This is a genomic window from Pseudomonas sp. VI4.1 (assembly GCF_002029345.1).
Taxonomy (GTDB): domain Bacteria; phylum Pseudomonadota; class Gammaproteobacteria; order Pseudomonadales; family Pseudomonadaceae; genus Aquipseudomonas.
This window is the reverse complement of the sequence record NZ_MULM01000142.1, coordinates 1-20,376: the sequence shown is the minus strand read 5'-3', so window position 1 is coordinate 20,376 and position 20,376 is coordinate 1. Positions and strand designations below refer to the sequence as shown.

Below are 20,376 nucleotides of genomic sequence, written 5' to 3'. Positions count from 1 at the left end.
TTTTCAGCCTGTCAAAGCCGATCGCTGATTTGCAGCGACACCTGAAGGCTATCTATGACGGGCAGAGTTCGCTAGTTCATGGAAGGCGACGCGTCTTGCAGGAAATTTCCTAGGACGGAGAGTGACTTTCTCCTTCAAAAGATTGCCTCAGTATCCGTCACCTGAAAAACTCTCAACAGCCACCCAGCTTCCCCTGGGATCAACCTGTATTGAACCTGCCGAATTTTTCCCGTCCGCCCAGCCTCGGCGTCAGCACCGTCATAAATCGGAAACTGCCGCACCAACGAATTTTCCGTCACAGCAAACTCATCCTCGCCTTGGTAACCCTCTGCAATTTTCGGGTTGTCACTGACAGGTGGCAGATAAATCGTGCTGAGCGATTTCTTGCGGTTAGCGGAGTAGGCAATGAGCTCACCCGCCATCCCACGCCCCGATGATCTGACGAAGACGTAAATCTCGGGTGAACCGTCGCTATCAAGGTCCGCGACCTGCGCCCGAACGATGTTGCCGGTGAGTGGGTGAGTCAACTTCGAATTATCGATTTCCAGCCCTTGGGGTGTGATGTAGAGCACGGGATTTCCATCGATCAACGCCGTCGTCACATGAAAACGAATGCCCTGCAATTTGAGCGTTTGGTCGAACGGCTGGATGCTGTTCTTGGCATCATCGACAAGTCTCGATGACAGGTGCTGCGCTGCGAGCGGTTCTTTGATGGAATGGTTAGCCGTCACGGTTTCGGCGCCGTTATTGAAGGCGATTTCGACACGAGGTGCGACCCCAGCGTTGGCATGGGCAACCAAAGAAACCATAACGGCGAAGGCGGCTGAAATACGGGCAATCATGTACATCTTCCTCAATGCTTCTGTTCGGTGACGTTGTCCATGCAGATGAGACAGCAGCATAGAGAGGGTAGCGCCAAGCATCCCGACACTAGATCTGCTGTAGTTCATCCAGGGTCACGGTGTGCTTGAAAAGCCTCACTCCCAAACCACCCGTGCGATCCAGCGATGACCCCACCGTCAAATCTGGTGGGCCGGGGTAATCTGAACTGGTAACGTAAGGTATTGATTTTAAAATATTATATTGGTTAGATTTTTGTGTTGGAATGCCAATTGGAATGCCGATAGGATTTGCTTGGTACCTTGGGGCGTCTTGATGGGGGCTATAGCTAGCTTTCAGCTAGGTATACGCCAGCGTCAGTCTCCATCCTCACCAGGTTCTCAATGATTTGAGCTCGCTTCAGGCCGTGCGCCTTCGCTAGCGCATCAAGCTGGGCGATCACCGTTTTCGAGAGAATGACGTTGACCTGCTTCTTGTCGGCGGCACGCTCGTCAAATTGCTTACGATTCCATCGCCTTTTGATCTCTCGAAGTATGGCCGTCCGTTCGTGACGGCCTACATCCCCTTGGTCGAAGAACATCAGCAGCTCTTGGTAGTTGCTGATTGGCGTTTGCCTAGAACGCGGCGACAGATGATTCTTTTTAAGCCACTCCCAGGCGCAGACACAGCGCTTTTCGCTCTCTTTTTTATCGGTGAACCATTCGAATTCACTGTCCTTCGCCTTGTGCCTGAGCCAGTCCTGGTGAAGGTGTTCGACCTCGGATGCCTTTTCAGAAATATCGACATCCCAAAGGTCGATCATGCCGATGAGGCGATTCCTACCTGTGAGGTGGACCAGGCTGAGCGGCAGGCGCAAGTCAGTCATTTTTTCGATCTCGCGGATCAGCCATCGATGCTGCCGTTCATCCTCTTTGATCCACTCCAGCTTTTCGTCCGGAAGCAGGAGTCGATCTTTCCCTTGTGGGATGAGGGACTGGATGAACCTACGGCCCCTCAGGGCTCTGGCTATCTCGTCACGCATGGTTAGGCCGTTGCAGGTTCTGACGTCAAGCCTCGCCTCTTTGTGATGGTAGAGGTGCAGCCACAGCCAGATGTCGTGGCGATGGTTTCGATGAGGTTCTTGGAGCAACTCGCTCAGTCTGTCTGCATCTTTGTTACGCGCGTGATTGTCAGTCTTCACGTCATTTCAATCCCGATCTAAGGACATTTCTGGTGCGGATTCTCGTCTGATTCTACATCCATTCTAGAGCGATTCTATCTAGTTTCTTTGCGAAATCTATGTCGTATCTATGGAGATTCTAGAATAATATTTTTAGTGTAAATCCAATGTTTATCGGCCTTCAGTAGGTTTTTTGACTGTTTTTCGAGTTTTCTACAGTCGAGTAGCCGCGAGCCTGTGCTATGGCCTAAGTCAGTACTCGGGTGCCAGAGAATTCACGTATGTACGTTCACAGGCTGTAGGTGACTTAGAGGAGCTCCAGCGGATCAGTTCTTCAGTGTTTTTTTACCGGCTCTGCCAATCCTCTGAACGAATACGAGGAGCCCCGTTCATGAGGATCATCCGTCTGAAAGAAGTCATCGACTCGACCGGCCTTGCTCGGTCGACCATCTACAAATACATCGGGGAGGGCACCTTCCCGAAACCCGTCTCGCTGGGGGACCGCTGCGTCGGTTGGGTCGACAGCGAGGTGCACGACTGGATCCTGGCTAGGATCGAGGAGCGTGACCTGGCAGAGGGTATTGCGGTGCGCGGCACTGGCCACCTGAGTGTGGCCGGCTAGAACTGACCATTTGCGCCATGACTTGCTACGGCTGGTCATGGCGTTTATGCCGCTTGGGATGGTCCTGTGTTCTCAGCTAACTCTCCCAGGATGCAGTTCGGCAAATCTCTCGGCAGGCAGGGCAATGTTGCTCCCCGTTGCCAGGTCTCACCGGGAGGGTTGGTAATGAACTGGGCTGCTTCTAGTGATATAGATAGCTACTGACTATCAATGCCTAACCATTCAATAGCTATTGGCACTCATCCAGTACGACACCTAATGCACAGACAGGGATAGGTAATCGGTTAAAAAATACACAACACGTGCCTGGTATGCACAAGAACCAACCAGGTACCCATCCATGATCAATCGCAAGACTTACACCCACCTTTCCCAGTCCGACATTGCTCTTCAGATCGAGCGACTTGTCCACGCCATCGAAGATTCCGATTCACCGGCATTCCGCATCAAGCAAGTCCGCACAGGTTACGAACGCGTCCAAGAGACCAAGCTCTCTCGGTACCTCGATCACATCCAGCAGATGCTAGACCTATTCGAAGGCCGTATCGAATACAGCTACAGCGAGCACCTGCAAGCGTTTAGAACTGCATGTCAGGACATCGGGCTGGAGCGCCACCCTGATGGCCCTGCCTGTCTGAATGAAGAGGGTACGGCCTATCTGGATCATCACCACAGCATGAACGTCTTGGTCGCCCGGATCCGTCAGTTGACTCATGAGCGCTGGTATCTCCGCAGGAAACATGACCTCTGCCACCAGGCCAAGGAGCAGGAGATCCAAGTCTGTGTCTACGCCGATGCCTTATGTGAGCTCTACTCACGCATCACCATCATCAGGATCGACTTCCACTACCGTTCTGAGGCGCAGGCCAGGCTACGCGTCGAGCACGTGTTCGAAGACTTGGATGAGCTGATTGCCAAGCACAAGCGCAATGCGATTTTTGACCACCTCATCGGCCACATTTATTCGGTGGAGCAGGGCGACAGGAATGATGGTGGGGGCTACCACATCCACGCTGGCTACTTCTTCAATGGCAACAAGGTGCAGGGCGATGTCTACAAGGCCATCCAGCTCGGTGAGCTATGGGAAGACATCACGCATGGCCAGGGCTACGTGCACAGCTGTAACTACGACAAGGAGAAATACGGTGACGAGTGTGGTATCGGCCGCATCCTGAGGAGTGATCGAGCAATTCGGCGCCATGTCCACAAGGTGGTGAAGTATCTCGTCAAAGATGCTCAGCACCTGCGCTTGAGACCAGAGGGAGCTCGATGCCTGCGGACGGGTCAGGTGAAGCATTCTCGTCGGGGAGGGTGACAGGACGTGGTCTCCTGGATTCTTGCGACTAGAAGCTCAGTCCACCGAGCAGTGTAAGCAGAGAGGGCGAAACTCTAGTCGCTTCGCCCGCAAGCCGGCTTGGCAACCAGTTCATGGAGCCGCAATTTGAGCTCGATGACGCCCATGCCAACTACGCCGTCGGCCTGCAGAGCGGCATGCGCATCAGCCTTATCTGTACAGGTGGCGGCGATGTGGCAAACGCCGATGTCCAAGGATTGCGCCCCGGCCAACTGAAAGCAGATCTGGAGCTCAACAAGTAGGCTCTGGCTCGATTCGCTTCAGACGGTTAAGGTTCGTCATCTGCATTAACCGTATCCTTTTATGGCTATTAAGATTTCTCGCGATCAGAGCCCAAAAATCCAGTTTGTTAATAGCCTTTCTGCCGACTCAAAATTAATCGAACGGAATCCCCGATGAACAATTCAGACTCAGCGGCCAGTCACTTGCCCCGGGTTGGCATGCTCGCCACTGTCCGGAACCGCCGCGGTGTGATCTCCTCCGTAGAGCCCTTCAGTGACAGCAAGACCTCAGCGTTGCTGCACCTGGTTACCATCGAGTTCAGCGATGCCGATGGTGATGCAGAAGAATCGCTGCTATGGGAGCGTGAGCGCGGTCCGGTGGTATTGGAGCCAAATGCTCTGCCTAAAGTCGATCGCGAAGCCCCGATGCAGCAGGATGAGTTTCTGGCTCTGCAGCGTGCCGCTCGATGGAGCGCCCTTACTCCGTTCTTATCAGCAAGTGATCCTCATGAGCGCTCGGAGCCAGTGCCGACTGCACCGGTATATGGTGCGGTCAGCGTTGATGACTTCCAGCTCGTACCCCTGGCGCGGGCCATGCGCATGCCACGTGTGTCTCTACTGCTGGCCGATGATGTGGGTTTGGGTAAAACCGTCGAAGCCGGTCTGATTCTGGCTGAGCTGATCCGTAAGCGTCGTATCCGCCGGGTGCTGATCATTACTCCTGCGGCATTGCGTACCCAGTGGCAACAGGAGATGGAGGAGAAATTCTCCCTGGGCTTCGATATCGTCGACAAAGCCGCCACCCACAAGCTGCAGAAAGAGATGGGACTGGATGCAAACCCCTGGCGTGCACTGCCGCGCATCATCACGTCTTACCACTACTTGCGTCAGCAGGATGTGCTGGAGCAGTTCATCGCCAATTGCGATTCCATCAAGCAGCGGGGTGGTGCACAGCTGCCTTGGGATCTGTTGATTGTCGATGAAGCCCACAACTTGATGCCGTCCAACTTCGGGGAAGACAGCGATCTGGCCAAGATGCTGCGGATTCTGACGCCGTATTTTGAGCACCGCCTGTTCCTGACAGCCACACCACACAACGGCCATACCCGCTGCTTCTCTGGTCTGCTGGAACAGCTAGATCCGGTGCGCTTTACCCAAACGCCGGATTTTACGGACAAAGAGCGCAAGATGATCGGTGATGTGGTAATCCGGAGGCTGAAAAGCGAGATCAACGATCAGGATCGCCAGGCGGGCCGAGTGCCGCGTTTCGCCAAGCGCTATCTGGAGCCGTTGCCGCTGTATATGTTTAAGCCGGAGCAGGAACTGGCGGCTGCCGTTCGCAAGTTTTGCACGCAGTTGAAAGGCATTATCCGCTCCGCTCCCGAAGCACGCATGGTGCTCAATTTCGCCATTGAGATTTTGCGCAAGCGGTTGCTGTCGTGTCCGGTGGCCTTTGCCGACAGCTGGTTGCGCTTCAAGGAGGGCCTGGCTGCCAAAGAGGCTTTGCAGGCAGCTGAAGTGGCTGCCGCCCGTCGTGCCAGTGAAGAAGATATCGATGATGATCAGGAACGCGAGAGCCGCAACCGCCATGCCGCGCAGGTCGTCGGCGCCTGGATGCACCCCTACGTGGATGTACTGCAACCAGAGATTGACGCAATTGATGCCGCGCTAAAGTCTTTGGGGCTAGACAAACAACCCGTGGTTAAGGCCAAGCCGAAATCGGATGCCCGCTTTGATCGCCTGCGTGAGCTGATCGGCAAGGAGCTGCGTAACGCGGAACAGTGGAAAAATGATGAGCGACTGATCATCTTCACCGAGTACAAGACCACGCTCGACTATTTGGTCAACCGCTTGAATGACGAGTATGGCGCTGAACCCGGCAGCATCTGCATGCTCTATGGCGGCATGCATGAGGACGAGCGCGAGGCAGTAAAGCGCGCCTTCAACGATCCGGACGCGCCGGTACGTATTCTGGTTGCGACCGACGCTGCTTCTGAAGGCCTTAACCTGCAGCACACCGCCCGCTTGTTGATGCACTACGAGATTCCGTGGAACCCCTCGCGTCTGGAGCAGCGTAACGGTCGTATTGACCGTCATGGTCAATCGCGGGATGTCACCATCTTTCACTTCACCAGCGAAGATGACACTGACCTGCAGTTTGTCGCCCGCGTACTGAGCAAGGTCAACGACATCCGCGAGGATCTAGGTTCGGTGGGTGAGGTGTTTGATGCCGCTTTTCAGCGTCGCATGATGGAGATGAATGAAGACCGCGACGTGCTGGGTGACCTGGATCTGCAGATAAGCAGTCGCAGAAGTGCAACCGAAGATGCCCAGGTTCACACAGAGGAGCGCGGCGAAGACGAAAAACAACGGTTGCAACAGCTGCTGGACGATCTAGATCTTAATCCCAGTACCCTCAAAGATACGCTCGGCGTTGCGATGGGGCTGGGTGCATCGCGCGAAGTGATGGATGGTCCCGATGCCCAGGGCCGCATGCGCTTACGTACGCCGCTACCTATGCGTTGGCAGGCCGTGGTCGATGACAGCCTTCGTTTGCCCTCACGCATAGGTGTCAGCGGCGCCATGCCCTGGCTGGTGTTCGACAATCACTTCTTTATCCACAACGTCAATGGTCGCCCGGTATTCCGCCCCTCCCCGGACACCGTGCTGCTGCACCTGGGCCATCCGTTGCTGCGTCAGTCGCTCAATGCCTTTGCACGCTTGCGATTTCCGGGCGGGCAGACCGACTTTCAGCCGCCTAGCCGCTGGCTGGTAAGCCGTGGTCAGGTGCCGGCTGGCGCTGAAGCGCTGGTGCTGTTCACAGTGGAGGAAATGGCCATTAACGATCTGCGCGAAACCTTCCACCACTGGACCCGAACCCTGGCCCTGCCGGTGCAAAACAATACCCTGGGTGAACCCTTGCCTTACAGCGGGCCGCACTATGGTTTGCTTGGCCAGGAAAGTGCAACCGATGTGTCCGCCGCACGCTACCTATGGGACGAGGTGGAAGACGAGATTAAAACCTTATTGGGCAGTTACCGAGCTGAGTTGACTCAGATCCTTCGTACCCAACTCAAGAGTGCGTACGAACAGGCGAAGGATCATGAAAAGGAAGCCTTCGAGCAGCGCATTCGTGAAGTTGCTGCCCTACAGAAGGCACAGAGCATCGACAAGCTAAAACGAGAAATTGAGCAACAGCGTGTGGCCAGTATCCAGCAGCAACTATTCGATGATGCCGACGCACTGGCCGAAAAGCGTCTGCGTGATCTGGAGGACGAGCTCAAACGCCGCCAGAACCAGTTTGGTGACCTACAAGAACGTCTGACCGAAGAGAAACGTCGTATCCTCGAGCAGGTTCTGCCGCGCCGCTTTGCCCTGCGTGGCGAAGCTCAACTCTTTCCGGTAACCATTGAAATTCGTTTCCCTGAGGTGGGTGTATGAGCCTGCATGCAGAAGGATGGGCGCAGCTCAAGCACGGCGGCCTGCTGATTTCTCCGGCCAAGCTGGATGAATATTTCCCGGCAGCCGCACCCGTCATGAGAGAATTTGCGGCCGAAAAACTCCGTCGTGCGCTTACGGCGTTTGACGGTAGTAATGAAAGCCTGAGCAGCCTGCTGGATTACATCCTGCAGGATCTTTCAGGCCTGCCTGCAGATGAATGGCAAAAGGCCCAGAGCGTCGACAGTCGCTGGGCCGTACGTAGCTTTACCGGCGCCCAGATCAAGCCCCGCCGCCTGTGGCTGGGGCCAAACGGCGAAACCCTGGCCGTGTTCGTGCCTGATGATGGCGCTCGCGTCAGTTCGCGAGCCGCTTGGGGGTAGGGCGCTCACGGCAGTTGTTGAGCCGCGTGGTCGAGTGGCTGCGCCGTACCGGGCAGGCGCTGGCACTGGTGACTAATGGCCGCCAATGGCGCCTGGTGCATGCCGGTAGCGATTACGACGCCTGGTGTGAATGGGATATCGATCTCTGGTTCAACGAAGGCCAACCCTCAGCGCAGACAGTGGTCTGGCGCACACTGCTCAACCGCAACACTCTGCTGGCAGCGCAGGGCCTGAGCCTCCTGCTGCAAGCCATCAGCGCTTCACGCAAGGGCCAGGCCGAGCTCTCCAGCGTACTGGGCGAGCGCGTGCGGCAGGGAGTGGAAGAGCTGATCACCGCTTCCCATGTCGCCATCGAGCAGGCGCAACAGCAAGGGCAGGTGCACGATTACAAAGATCTGTACGTCGCCGGCTCGCGCATCATCATGCGCTGCATCATTACCTTGTTTGCCGAAGCCCGCGGCCTGGTGCCGGTCGACAACCCTATTTATCAACAGGCCTACAGCCTGGAAGGGTTGCGCCATCAAATGGACCGCCGCGCCGGTGGCCGAGGCAACGAACGCCTGAGCCAGGGCCGCAGCGCCTGGCCGCGCCTGATTGGTCTGTTTAACCTGATCCATGAAGGCTCCGCCCACGAACGCCTGACTGTGCCCCGTTATGGCGGTGCGCTGTTCGAGCCGGGAAACTCGGGCAGCGACGATGGCATTTCCCGTGCACTGGCGCTGCTGGAAAGCAGTCAGAATCTGGTCAGCGATCTGCAGGTGCACAAACTGCTGCGCCTGCTCACCCGCACCAAAATGAAGGTGCGCCAGGGGCGCGGCAGCCGCTGGGTCGATGCGCCGGTAGATTTCTCTACTCTGTCTTCGGAATACATCGGCATTCTTTACGAAGGCCTGCTCGACTTCGAACTCAAACAGGCTGCCTACAATGACCCGGTGATCTTTCTCGCCGTAGGCAACCAGCCGGCCCTGACTTTTTCGCAGTTGGAGGCTATGGACGACAAAGCCATCAAGCAGCTGTTCGAAGCCCTGAAGAAAAAAGACAAGGCCGGGGATGACAGTGGCGACGAGGGTGACGAGGGTGACGAGGACGAGGAAGAAACCGCCGACAGCGAAGAGAGCGGAGAGAGCGAAGAGAGCGAAGAGAGCGCCGACGAAGAAACCGACTCCGTCGAGGACGACAGCCAAGAAGAAATGGTCGCCAGCAACGACAGCGCAGAAGAGCTGACCTTTAGCGAAGACCATCTGGTCCGGGCCAATACCTGGCTGCAGCGTGCCGCGCAGATTGCCGGGCTGGTAAAGAAAACCCGTGGCCGCAAAGCCAATGCCGCCGGTGATGAAGAACAACAGGCACTGGAAAAGGCGGGCAAACAGCTGTGTGCTCGTATGGTCGCTCCCGGCCAGTTCTTCCTTGTGCGCTGGGGTGGTACTCGCAAGGGCGCGGGCACCTTCTATACCCGCCCACAACTGGCCGCGCCCACCGTGCGCCGCACCTTGCAACCATTGGCCTATGAGGCCGTGCGCACGGAAACTGACCCGCGCACCGGCCTGGACACCGTGGTGGAGTGGGTGCCGAAAAAGCCCGAACAGATTCTGGCGCTGAAAGTGTGCGACCCGGCCATGGGCTCCGGCTCCTTTCTGGCTGGCGCCTTGCGTTACCTGACCGAAGCCCTTACCCAGTCGCTGTTCCATCACAAACTGATTGAACGTAGCGAAGATGGCGGTGTGCCGCGCATGGCCGACGGCAAACTGGTCGAACTGCTCAGCGACGAACTGTCCAAACTCAACCCCAGAGATGACGGCTTTGAAGAAGCGCTGCGCGCCCAGCTCAAGCGGCACATTGTAGAAAACTGCCTGTACGGCGTGGATCTCGACCCACTTGCGGTGGAACTGGGTCGCATGGCGCTGTGGGTGGAAACCATGGACCGTGATCTGCCCTTTGGCTTCCTTGATCACAAGCTCAAGGTCGGCAACGCCCTGGTGGGCACCTGGTTTGACACCTACCGCGACTACCCAGCCATGGCCTGGGAGCGGGAAGGCGGCGACAAGGACTACCAAAAGAATAAGCCAGACAATCTGATCAACCATGGGTACGAAGACGCCAAGGGCAAGCGCAAGGGTGACGTCTTTACTGATGCGATAAAGGCTCGTAGCAAGGGCGTGCCCGAGCAACTTCAGGCGCTGCTCAGCGGCCAGATGACCCTGGAGGGCGGGCTGGATGCCGGCAATGTGCACGACGAGCTGCTCAAAATATTCAAGAAGCTACACCGTCTGCCGGTACACGAAAGTGAAAAACGCGCCGAGGTCTACCGCAACGAGGTGCTGAACAACCCCCTCTACCATGCCCTGAAGGCACGCATGGACCTGTGGTGCGCGCTGTGGTTCTGGCCCGGCGAGCAGATCGAGCTGGCACCGCTGCCGCGTGAGTTTGCCAACCCCAATGCACAGGCACTGGCCATTGCCGCCGAGGTGGCGCGCCGTCAACGTTTCTTCCACTGGGAGCTGGAGTTCCCGGATGTGTTCACTGCCACCCAGGACGGCTTTGATGCGTTGCTGGGTAACCCACCTTGGGAAACCATGCAGCCGAACTCCAAGGAATTCTTCTCCAACCACGATCCGCTCTACCGTGCCTACGGCAAGCAGGATGCGCTGGCCAAGCAACTGGAGTATTTCCGGGCCGGGCCGCAACTGGAGCACGACTGGATTACCTACATGGCGGGCTTCAAAGCCTTTGCCAACTGGATGAACGCGGCAGGCACGCCCTATGGTGACCGGGTCACCGAAGGCAAGGATGGCAAGAAGAAGCACGACCTGAACCTGGGCGGGCGCGGCAAGAACAGCTTTGAGTCCTCGGCGGCCGTGCATAAAAAGTGGCTGCAACAGCGCAAGAAGCACAAGGGCTTTGCAGATACCGCGCATCCTTTTATTCATCAGGGCTCAGGCAAGCCCTACCTGCAGAAGATGTTTCTCGAGCTGAGCCATGCCCTGCTACGTGGCCAGGGGCGTATGGGCATGATCGTGCCCAGCGGTATCTACACCGACAAGGGCACCACCGACTTACGCGAGCTGTTCCTCAGCCAGTGCGATTGGCAGTGGCTGTTTGGCTTCGAGAACCGTGAAGGCATTTTCGATATCCACCGCTCCTTCAAGTTCTGTCCGCTGATCGTACAGAAGGGCGGTGAAACCCAGGCCATTCGCGCCGCTTTTATGCACCGCAACGTGGATGACTGGGAGCAGGCCGAGCGGCATGTGCTGGCCTATCCGCGCGCGCGGGTGGAGGAGTTCTCGCCGTATTCCAAGGCCATTCTGGAAATCCGCAGTGAGCAGGACCTGCGTGTGCTGCAGAAGATCTACGCCAACGGCGTGCTGCTGGGAGACCAGAGCGAAAACGGATGGGGCATCAAGTACCAGCAGGGCGACTTCAATATGACGTCCAACTCCAAACTTTTCCCGCCGCGGCCCAAGTGGGAGGAAAAAGGCTATCGCCCCGACGAGTATGGCCACTGGCTGAAAGGCCCCTGGCGGGACTACAACGGGCCACAGCATATTCTGGAGCGTGAGCCGGGGCTGGTGCTGTCGCGGGATGGCCTGCAGGCGATGCATGTGGATGAGGTTGAGGATGTGGCGTTGCCGCTCTTTCAGGGAGGTATGGTCAATATTTTTGACAATAACGCCTCTGGATTCACTTCAACGGCAAGCGCCCAAGCTACATGGAAGCCGATGGAGTTCGGCTCTAAGGAAATACTCCCTCAGTTCTTAATATCGTTGCTGGATTGTCGGAAAAAGGGCGACAGATTCAAGACTGGTTTGAAGCTTGCGTTCAGAGATATCGCTAGAAACACCGATACACGCTCGGCAATTGGCTGCTTGATCGACGGGTTCCCGTGTGGCAACACTTTAGGTGTTTTTTCATCATCTCCAAAGTCGATTGCTTCGGTGGCATTTGCTTTCTCTTCCATCGCTTTTGACTGGCTAGTGAGGAAGCGGCTAGGTGGTACTCACATCAATCTTTTTGTTGCTGAGGAGTGCTCGGTATCCGAAGCTTTCCGGAGGCGACTTGAGGTTTACATCAAGCACTTCCTTCCGCTGTCATTCCCGGATGTGCGTGGAGCTGAGGTATGGATCAGTTTCGAGAAGTCGTACGATAAATCGCTTGCCTGGCGGCGTTTGTGGGCTGTAACCCCTCATGAGAGAAGTCGACTAAAGGCCATTCTTGAGGCTCTTGCGTTCCATTTATACGGTCTCGATTTGGAGGACTCCCGGCAGATATTGACGGGCTTGGATATTCCTATCGCGCGGCTTAGAAATGAGGAGTTTTGCAAAGCGTTGGACGCGCGTGGCTTCTGGCGCATTGACAAAGATAAAGACCCCGAACTGCGCCACACCGTCCTGTCGCTGGTCGCCTTCCGTGACCTACAGGAAAAAGGCTTCGATGCATTTCTCGCCCAGAACGACGGCGAAGGCTGGATGATTCCCGAACAGCTGCGCCTTGCCGACTACAGCTTGGGCCATGATGAACGTGCGCAGGAATACCAGCCGGTGGCCTCACGCCTGGGGCCACGCTTCTACGACTGGCAGTTGAATGAGGATGTGGAGCGCTCCTGGCAGGAGTGCGCCGCCCATGCCGAGTTGATCCGCCGCATTGTGCCGCTGCCGGAGTCGGAACAATCCGACCAGATCGCCGAAACGCACGCGTCCTATAAAACAGATTCACCGCAGGGAGCACTGTTCTGATGTTGAACCCCATTACCTACACCGAAGACGTGGTCAGCGACTTTCTGCGCTACCAGCTCAGTACCTATGCCTTTGCCGACGAGAATCTGTATCGACAGATGCGTGAACTGCTCAACCTCGAGCACACCCGTAATACGCCGCTGATGAAAGGGCCATTTATCTCCCTGTCGCGCACCTTTATGAAGGGTGCGAGCCTTGAGCAGTTGGTCAAGGACGACGTGTTGCACCCGCATATCCGCCAGTTGTCTCCCTATCCGGGGGCCTACCTGCACCAGGAAAAGGCTTTCCGCTCCATCAAGGCTGGCCGCACCACGCTGGTGGCCACCGGTACTGGGTCGGGTAAGACAGAATGTTTCCTGCTGCCTATCATCAGCCGTTGCCTGCAATTGCGCGACGAGGGTGCCGAAGCGGGTGTGACGGCGGTGATCGTTTACCCCATGAACGCCCTGGCTGAAGACCAGTTGCAGCGAATGCGCGAACTACTGGTCGGCACCGGCGTCACCTTCGGCATGTATGTGGGCAAAACCCCGCGTACCGAAGCCGACATCAACGGCGTGCGTCTGGCGCCCGGCAGCACGGTGGTCGATTACCGCAGCAAGTTGCAGCAGATGCAGCAACAGAAAATGGACGTGGCTCTGCACCCGACCGAGGAACGGGTGAGCCGTGAAGCCATGCGCACACCCGGGCAGCAGCCACGTATTCTGCTGACCAACGTCAAGCAGCTGGAGCTGCTGCTTACCCGGCAGCAGGACCTGGAATTGTTCGACAATGCACTGCTGGAGTTCATGGTATTCGACGAGGCGCACACCTTTACCGGCGCTGGCGGCGCCGAAACTGCCTGCCTGATTCGCCGTTTGCGTGCCTATTGCGGCAAGGACGAAAACAGCACCACCTGTGTCGCCACCTCCGCCACCATTGCTGACCCGCGCCGCGGTATTGAAGCCGGCCGCGAGTTTGCCAGTCGTTTCTTTGGCGTGGATGGCCAGAATGTCGAGCTGATCGGCGAAGCCTACGAAGAGGATATCTGGGGCGAGCCGCGCACTGTCAGCGCGCCCTTCAATGGCGATCAGGCCATGCAGCTGAAAACCGTGCTGGAAATGCTCGGCACACTGGACCGAGCCGAGGTAGAGCCCGCTGACCTGCAGGCATTCCGCATCTGGTTCCAGACCACCAGCGGTATTCGCATGGCCGGTGACAACTGGCGTGAGGCCCTGAACCAGTGGCTCAGCCATAACGAGGTGGTGTTTCAAATCGCCGATGTGCTGCGCCGTCCGCGAGCCGTGGCTACCTTGTTGGAAGAGCTGAACGACAAACTGGGACGCCCGATCACCGAAGAGGAAATCCTGATCTGGCTGGCCCTGGGGGCTGCGGCCCGTAATGGTGACCGGCCGTTGCTGCGCCCGGTGGTACACGGCTTTGTGCGCGGTGTCAGCGGCGCAGTGGTGACCTTTGAAGAAGGGCAAGGGCAGCTGGGGCGCCTGTGGCTGTCGGCTGAGGATGCACTGGCTGCGACTGAAGGGCGTGATCCTGAACTGAAAACCTTCCCACTGTCGAGCTGCACGACCTGTGGCCAGCACTACTTCGAGCATGCGCTGGAGGATTTCGATTACACCGGTGATGCGCCTGGCGGTGGCTCCGCAGAGGGCAAGAGTCGTGTATGGCGTGCCCAGGACATTCCGTTGGGGGGCGTACGTGCGGTTTCACTGGATCATCAGGTTGGCTCCGATGGTGAGGAGGAACCCTCGCGTACTGAGGTGCTCTTCGTCTGCCGTTATTGCGGCACCACGCATGACCGGCAGGCTCCTGAATGTGTTGGTTGTGGCCGCAACAAGACCCTTAAGGCATTGCACTTCGTACAGCAGAAAGAAGAACACATTGGCCGTCTGACCCGCTGTGTATCCTGCGGCGCCCATGGTCGCCGGGTGAGCGGCAGCTACCGTGAGCCGGCCCGTCCAGTACGCGCGACGGGCGTGGCGGATGTGCATGTGCTGGCCCAGAGCATGATCCACCGTGCCGAGCGCAAGCGCCTCCTGGTGTTCGCAGACAACCGCCAGGATGCCGCTTTCCAGGCGGGCTGGATGCAGGATCGCTCCCGTCGTTATCGCCTCAGGGAATTGATCTACAAAAAGCTGCGCGAAGGCGCCGTCTCGGTCGGTGATCTGGTGTTGTGGCTGGACAAGTTTCTGGATGCAGATGATGAGTTGTCGCGGGCGTTGATCCCAGAGGTTTGGCGGGTCGAACCCAAATCGGAAACCAGCCTGGCGCATGCCGAGGAGCGCAAGTGGTTTTTGCGCGCCCAGGTGCTGCGTGAGCTGACCTTGGGGGCGCGCCAAAGCACCGGTCTGGAGCCGTTGGGGCGTTTGAAGATCCAGTATCTGGGGCTGGATGAAGCACTTCCGGTTATTCAGAAGTGGGCAAGGGCATTGGGCTGCTCACCAGCTGACTTGCGCGACGGCATTGCCTCGCTGTTGGATGCCGCCCGGTCCCGGCGCATGCTGTTTGACCCTGTCACCCGCATGTTTTCCAAATTCTGGCTGGACGGTGAGAAGGAAGTACTGCGCGGTTATCTGCCGATCATGCGTGGCGTACCTGAAGGCTTGGTGTTTGTGCGCGATGGTCAGCACGACAAAGGGCGTATCAAGCAGTGGTTCAGTACTTACGACAGTTCCGCCAAACAGGCTGCTGTGAGTTGGGGAGTGGATCCCGATCACGTTCAGTCGTTTCTGGATGAAGTTTGGCGCCTCTGTACCGATGAACTGGAGTTGCTGACGCAGGTGCAGTTCAAGGGAGCCCGCGGCAAGAACTTGCCAGGCTGTCACGCCGCCACCCAGGTGCATGTAGATCACATGATGCTGGTGCCTGCGTCAGGCATGTATCGCTGCCAGACCTGCCGGCGCCTGCATGCCCGGGTCAACCCGGGTATGACCTGTATGGCCTGGCGTTGTAGTGGCAAGCTGGTATTCGAGGCCGAGAATCCAGACAACTACGACCTGCTGCTGCTGGATCAAGAGTTTTCTATGCTCCGTGCCCGCGAGCACTCAGCGCAGATTCCGGGGCCGGAGCGTGAACGCATCGAAAACGCCTTCAAGGGCGAGAGCGAGCGGATCAACACGCTAGTGTGTACGCCCACGCTTGAGATGGGCGTGAACATCGGTTCGCTGGATGCAGTTTTGATGCGCAACGTACCGCCCCTACCGGCCAATTACTGGCAGCGGGCTGGTCGTGCCGGGCGCCAGTTCCGCATGGCGCTGGATCTGACCTATGCACGCACAACCAGTCATGACCGAGCTTATTTCAATGAACCGCTGAAGATGCTCGAAGGGTTGGTGGAACCTCCCAGCTTCAACCTGCGCAACCCCGTCATGGTGGCGAAGCACGTGAATGCTACAGTACTGACCACGCTGCTGCAGATGCTGCGTAGTAACAGTCTGCCAGGACAACAGGTCACTGCGCTGCAGGAGGCCTTGTCTGCCTGCTTGCCACTTCAAATCAGACCCTATCTGTTTACCTCTGATGGCATGGTGAGGACTGAGCCTCTATCGGTTGAAGCACTGAGTCAGCAGATAGCTCAGCATAAAGCAGCACTCTTGAATGCGGTGATTAAAGCCTTCCACCAGGGATGGCCGGCTAGTGACCGCGAGGTAGTAAGCCGTGGCCAGTTAGAGGTGCTCATTGGTAGTTTTGCTGAGCAGCTCCAGGGGGTAATCAATCGTCTATTCCAGCGCCTGCAGTGGGCGTTGGGGCAGTTGGAACGGTTGCGTAAGGTGGCCGCTGGCAAGGGCACACTGGACGCCGATGAAGAGGCCTTGCGCGCCCGCTGCGAAAGGCTGGTAAAAAAACTAAAAGGCGAGGCCAAGCGCAATCGTAGCCAGGCAGAGGGTTTTGATGACACCAATACCTATGGCGTATTAGCGGCTGAAGGCTTTTTGCCGGGTTATGGATTGGATACCGGTGCGGTTACCCTGACCCATGTAGCGCCTCGTCACAGCAGTGACATTAGTGATTGGGAGTTACGCCGTAACACTGCGCTGGCTGTTCGCGAATATGTGCCTGGTAACCTGATTTACGCCAATGCTCACAAATTTGTGCCTCGTCACTTCCATCTAGTCCCGGAAGAGCCTCTGGTATTTGCTGTGGATGTGGCAAGTGAGTCAGTCCAGGAAACTGGCCCGAACACTAAGGCTGGCAGTGAAGCCAGCTCCATGTCGGTCACGCAAATTCCGGGTGTAGCGATATGCGATGTGGATGCCCCCCATCATTCCTATATTTCGGACGATGAAGACTATCGCTTTCAGATGGCGGTGGCAGTCTTTGCTCAAGACCAGGGGCGGCACTCCGGCGGTAAAGTCTATGAGTGGGGCAAAGCGCAGTTGCAACTGAAGCATGGCCTGCACATGCGTTTGGTGAATGTTGGCGCGGCTTCGCAAGTGCGATCCGGGGCGTTGCTGGGTTATCCGCTTTGTCTGGTGTGTGGTGCTAGCCGCTCGGCCATGAGCAGCCAGCAGGAGCTGGATAAGTTCAATGAGCATCATATCGAGCGCTGCGGCCGTCCCGTTCAGACCATCGCTTTCTACGCCGAGGTGGTAGCCGACGCACTAGTACTGCAGGACTGCGCCTCCCAGGAAACGGCCTACAGCGTCATGGAGTCGCTGCGTCAAGGAGCAGCCGACGTTCTGGATATGGAGATATCCGATCTCCAGGTACAGGTGATAGGCAAACCGGGGAGTGAGTCGGTAGATGCGCTGCTGTATGACCCCATGCCGGGTGGCTCGGGCCTGCTGGAACAGTTGCTGGAGCACTGGCCGGATGTGGTGAGTGCGGCAAGGCGCTTGGCCGAGGAGTGTCCGTCTGCCTGTGAGTCGTCCTGTGTGGACTGTCTCCAGCATTTCCGCAACTCTTTCTATCATGACAAACTGAATCGCCATACCGCGCTTGAAGTGTTCAACGACTGGGGGAGCACCCTGAACTTTGCCCATGAGTTGGCGCCTGTTTTGCCGGATGAAACACTGACTCAGCAACCGGGTAATCCCCCTGAGCAACAGCTAGTGGCAATGCTGAAGGCGGCAGGCATGGCTGCGTTTGAGACTGAGCGACCGATTCAGCTATCCGGTGGCATCACGACCCGTCCGGACGTGTATTTCCACGAGCCCAACGATCAGTACGAGGGCGTTTGCATCTATTTAGATGGCATGAGCGAGCACCTGCACGGCAATGCCCTAACAGCCGCCAAGGATCGTCAGATCCGTCAGGAGTTGCTGAACAAAGATTACGAGGTGATCGAAATCCAGTTCCAGGAGCTGTATGACAAGACTGTGATGCGTGAGCACATGCGCCGCATTGCGCGAGCAGTCATCGGCAAGGCGAAGGCCAAGGAGTTGGCTGCTCGTGATGACTGGTTTGATTCTGCAAGCAGCTGAATGGTTGGTGTGGCTGTATCCAGTGCCAAAGTATTGCCATTCAAGACCGTAACCTCGAATGAAGCAGGCTTTGTACCCTATCAGGGCTGCGTACCATTGGTTGGCCTGCAGGTCGCTGCTGGAGCCTGGAGTAAGGAGCAGGACGGACTACTTGAGTTGGCCGAACATGCTGAAGACTGGGTCGTGCTGGATAATGGCAAGTCGGAGCCTGGCATGTTTGTGGCCCAGGTGCTCGGTCGATCCATGGAGCCCCTGGTGCCTGATGGTAGTTACTGCCTGTTCCGACCGGTGCCGGCTGGTAGTCGGCAGGGCCGGAAGTTGCTCATCTGGCATGTAGGCGTGGCAGATACTGAGACCGGTGGGGAGTACACCTTAAAAGTCTACTCCAGCGGAAAAACTACGTCTGATAACGGCGAATGGCAGCACGAGCGGATAACGCTCAAGCCGCTAAATCCGGAGTATGAGCCCTTGGTTCTTGAGCCTGAGGAAGAGGGTATGGTTATTGCCGTTGCCGAGTTTTTAAGGGTGCTGTAAGGCAGTGTTTTGAAGAGCTGCAGAAAAAATTAACGTCTCGATAAAGCGGGACGACAAAAGAAAATACCTGACGGTCGCATGGGTAGCCTTGCTGCTACCCATGCGTTCCAAGGTTCCTATTGATGTGCTGACTTTGAATCTCTAGCCAGTCGGTTGAAAATCCAGCAGGCCAGCAGCACCACGATCAGCAGCGGTGGAAAGCGCACCATCAGAACCACCAGCAGTAATATTGCCAGGCAGCCAGCAAAAATGCCGGCAAACACGAATACTGCGGTGAGTGTGCGTAGCAGCAGCTTCATATTGTCTCCTTACAGGTAGCCTTGTTCAGCCAGCGACACACAGCCGTCACTGCCAACGATGATGTGGTCCAGCGTTCGCACCCCTATCAGATTGAGCGCCTCTCTGAGCGTGCAGGTCAGTGAACGATCCGCCTGGCTGGGCTCGGGGTCACCGGATGGATGGTTGTGAACCAAGATCACAGCTGCGGCATTGTGCTCTAGGGCGATCTTGACCACTTCCCGCGGGTACACGCTGGCACCATCCAGAGTGCCTCTAAATAGCTCCCGAAAGCTGATTACTCGGTGTCTAGTATCGAGCAACAGCAAAGCAAAGACTTCGTGCTCGTGATACTGCAGCAGTGTTTGCAGGTGGCTGAATACCTGCTTCGGATCAGTCAGCGCCCTGCCTTTAGATAGACGACTCATCGCCAGTTGCTGAGCCATCCGCAGGATGTCGGCCTCGGTGACCGGTGATTCCATGACGTAGGTGCCGGTCGTCTCACCTGCTATGAGTTTGTGATATTTCATGCGGATATTCCTGTGCGAATGCGTGAGAACTAAAGGGGAGGAGCGCGGTTATTGGGCCGAAGGTCTGCTGTGGTGGCGCACGGCTTGCGACTCCAGCTTTTGGGCGAGTGAGGGTTTGGCAGGCGCTGCCAGTTGGACTTGGGGCTCTACAGGGCTGGGCTGATCTTCAATGGCGGGGAAGAACTCCTCGACGATGGCGCCGGTGTCCTCCTCGCTGTCTTCAAAGGCCCCATTGTTAAAGCCCTGCCGGGCCGCGTGATCCAAGGCGCTCTGATCAAAGCCCGCAGCTTGCCGGTTTTCCTCCAGTTGCTTGGCTGCCAGTAAAGCGTCTTCCAGGCTCAGCCCGCTGCGCACCGTGATATCGACGTAGAAGATCGGTGTGCCGTGGCTCTGCCGAGTGGACTTACCGCGTAGACGCAGCTCCAGCGGCAGGCAGGCCAGGCGATTGCCTGAGATGGCTCGCAGGTAATGCAGACGCGCTGCCAGGGTGCGGATGCTGTTGTAGCCCGTGGTGCGAAAGACGAAGCTGCCCAGCGGATCGTCATCACCGATAGCCACGTTCAGCCGGCCGTAAGGCTTGCAGGCATTGCCTTGAGCCAGTGGGCAGCCATCCGGTGAAGGGCAGGGCATCGACTGGATGCCGTCCTTGGTCAAGCGCTTGCAGGTCTCGCCATTGCCGACGCACACCGGCCGGCCGGTGTTACGGTCGAACAGGCTGTAGTCAGCCCGAAAGTTGAGATCAGGCTCGTTGAACAGCAAACGGATCGGAATGCTGCGCAACTTGCCGTCTTGGCCATTGCGCAGCGCCTCATTGAGTGGATGCAGTAGCCAGCCGTCGCGGCTCTGGACCTGCGAAGTAATGGTGAACTGAT

Annotated in this window: 13 protein-coding genes and 1 pseudogene; 8 read left to right on the top strand and 6 right to left on the bottom strand. The window is 57.2% G+C overall.

Annotated features, from left to right (window positions below):
• Nucleotides 1–134: 134 nt before the first annotated feature.
• The 3 genes and pseudogenes from BZ163_RS12375 to BZ163_RS12365 form a co-directional block, all read right to left on the bottom strand.
• Nucleotides 135–842, bottom strand: a complete 708-nt coding sequence (locus tag BZ163_RS12375; RefSeq protein ID WP_128871142.1) for a hypothetical protein — start codon at nucleotides 840–842, stop codon at nucleotides 135–137.
• A gap of 88 nt (nucleotides 843–930) precedes the next feature.
• Nucleotides 931–1,026 (bottom strand): annotated as a pseudogene (locus tag BZ163_RS35575) (hydrolase); the annotation flags it as partial.
• A 142-nt stretch (nucleotides 1,027–1,168) separates the two neighbouring features.
• Nucleotides 1,169–2,020 (bottom strand): hypothetical protein, encoded by an 852-nt coding sequence (locus BZ163_RS12365; protein WP_128871141.1) that lies wholly within the window; start codon nucleotides 2,018–2,020, stop codon nucleotides 1,169–1,171.
• A 370-nt stretch (nucleotides 2,021–2,390) separates the two neighbouring features.
• On the opposite strand from BZ163_RS12365, the gene BZ163_RS12360 reads away from it, so the two are divergent.
• From BZ163_RS12360 to BZ163_RS12330, 8 genes are all read left to right on the top strand, one after another.
• Nucleotides 2,391–2,621 (top strand): AlpA family transcriptional regulator, encoded by a 231-nt coding sequence (locus BZ163_RS12360; RefSeq protein WP_128871140.1) that lies wholly within the window; start codon nucleotides 2,391–2,393, stop codon nucleotides 2,619–2,621.
• 340 nt (nucleotides 2,622–2,961) lie between these two features.
• On the top strand, nucleotides 2,962–3,936 hold the full coding sequence (locus BZ163_RS12355; protein WP_128871139.1) for an inovirus-type Gp2 protein: 975 nt from the start codon (nucleotides 2,962–2,964) through the stop codon (nucleotides 3,934–3,936).
• Between the two features lie 113 nt (nucleotides 3,937–4,049).
• A complete protein-coding gene (locus tag BZ163_RS34815; protein ID WP_168187353.1) occupies nucleotides 4,050–4,217 on the top strand; it encodes a hypothetical protein in 168 nt (55 codons plus the stop codon).
• Nucleotides 4,218–4,370: 153 nt separating this feature from the next.
• The gene (gene drmD / locus BZ163_RS12350; RefSeq protein ID WP_256578991.1) at nucleotides 4,371–7,637 is read left to right on the top strand and encodes a DISARM system SNF2-like helicase DrmD; all 3,267 of its coding nucleotides are present in this window, start codon (nucleotides 4,371–4,373) and stop codon (nucleotides 7,635–7,637) included.
• Entirely contained in the window at nucleotides 7,634–8,017 is a 384-nt protein-coding gene (locus BZ163_RS12345) for a hypothetical protein (protein WP_128871138.1), read from the top strand. Before drmD ends, BZ163_RS12345 begins: the two co-directional genes overlap by 4 nt.
• Nucleotides 8,018–8,043: 26 nt before the next feature.
• Nucleotides 8,044–12,747, top strand: a complete 4,704-nt coding sequence (locus BZ163_RS12340) for an Eco57I restriction-modification methylase domain-containing protein (protein ID WP_128871172.1) — start codon at nucleotides 8,044–8,046, stop codon at nucleotides 12,745–12,747.
• A 98-nt stretch (nucleotides 12,748–12,845) separates the two neighbouring features.
• Nucleotides 12,846–18,164 (top strand): DEAD/DEAH box helicase, encoded by a 5,319-nt coding sequence (locus BZ163_RS12335; RefSeq protein ID WP_218190506.1) that lies wholly within the window; start codon nucleotides 12,846–12,848, stop codon nucleotides 18,162–18,164.
• Nucleotides 18,165–18,698 (top strand): S24 family peptidase, encoded by a 534-nt coding sequence (locus tag BZ163_RS12330; protein ID WP_128871136.1) that lies wholly within the window; start codon nucleotides 18,165–18,167, stop codon nucleotides 18,696–18,698. It abuts the gene before it with no gap.
• Between the two features lie 116 nt (nucleotides 18,699–18,814).
• Here the strand turns inward: BZ163_RS12330 and BZ163_RS12325 are convergent, their stop codons facing one another.
• From BZ163_RS12325 to BZ163_RS12315, 3 genes are all read right to left on the bottom strand, one after another.
• Entirely contained in the window at nucleotides 18,815–18,997 is a 183-nt protein-coding gene (locus BZ163_RS12325; RefSeq protein WP_128871135.1) for a hypothetical protein, read from the bottom strand.
• Between the two features lie 9 nt (nucleotides 18,998–19,006).
• Entirely contained in the window at nucleotides 19,007–19,504 is a 498-nt protein-coding gene (gene radC, locus BZ163_RS12320; protein ID WP_128871134.1) for a DNA repair protein RadC, read from the bottom strand.
• Between the two features lie 48 nt (nucleotides 19,505–19,552).
• Nucleotides 19,553–20,376, bottom strand: an 824-nt coding sequence (locus BZ163_RS12315; protein ID WP_128871133.1) for a hydrolase or metal-binding protein, incomplete at its 5' end; no start/stop codon positions are given.

Bases quoted from the DNA above. Each gene is read 5' to 3' on its own strand.
- BZ163_RS12375 (WP_128871142.1), bottom strand. From the start codon at position 842: ATGATTGCCCGTATTTCAGCCGCCTTCGCCGTTATGGTTTCTTTGGTT.
- BZ163_RS12360 (WP_128871140.1), top strand. From the start codon at position 2,391: ATGAGGATCATCCGTCTGAAAGAAGTCATCGACTCGACCGGCCTTGCT.
- BZ163_RS12355 (WP_128871139.1), top strand. From the start codon at position 2,962: ATGATCAATCGCAAGACTTACACCCACCTTTCCCAGTCCGACATTGCT.
- BZ163_RS34815 (WP_168187353.1), top strand. From the start codon at position 4,050: ATGGAGCCGCAATTTGAGCTCGATGACGCCCATGCCAACTACGCCGTC.
- drmD (WP_256578991.1), top strand. From the start codon at position 4,371: ATGAACAATTCAGACTCAGCGGCCAGTCACTTGCCCCGGGTTGGCATG.
- BZ163_RS12345 (WP_128871138.1), top strand. From the start codon at position 7,634: ATGAGCCTGCATGCAGAAGGATGGGCGCAGCTCAAGCACGGCGGCCTG.
- BZ163_RS12335 (WP_218190506.1), top strand. From the start codon at position 12,846: ATGCGTGAACTGCTCAACCTCGAGCACACCCGTAATACGCCGCTGATG.
- BZ163_RS12330 (WP_128871136.1), top strand. From the start codon at position 18,165: ATGGTTGGTGTGGCTGTATCCAGTGCCAAAGTATTGCCATTCAAGACC.
- BZ163_RS12325 (WP_128871135.1), bottom strand. From the start codon at position 18,997: ATGAAGCTGCTGCTACGCACACTCACCGCAGTATTCGTGTTTGCCGGC.
- radC (WP_128871134.1), bottom strand. From the start codon at position 19,504: ATGAAATATCACAAACTCATAGCAGGTGAGACGACCGGCACCTACGTC.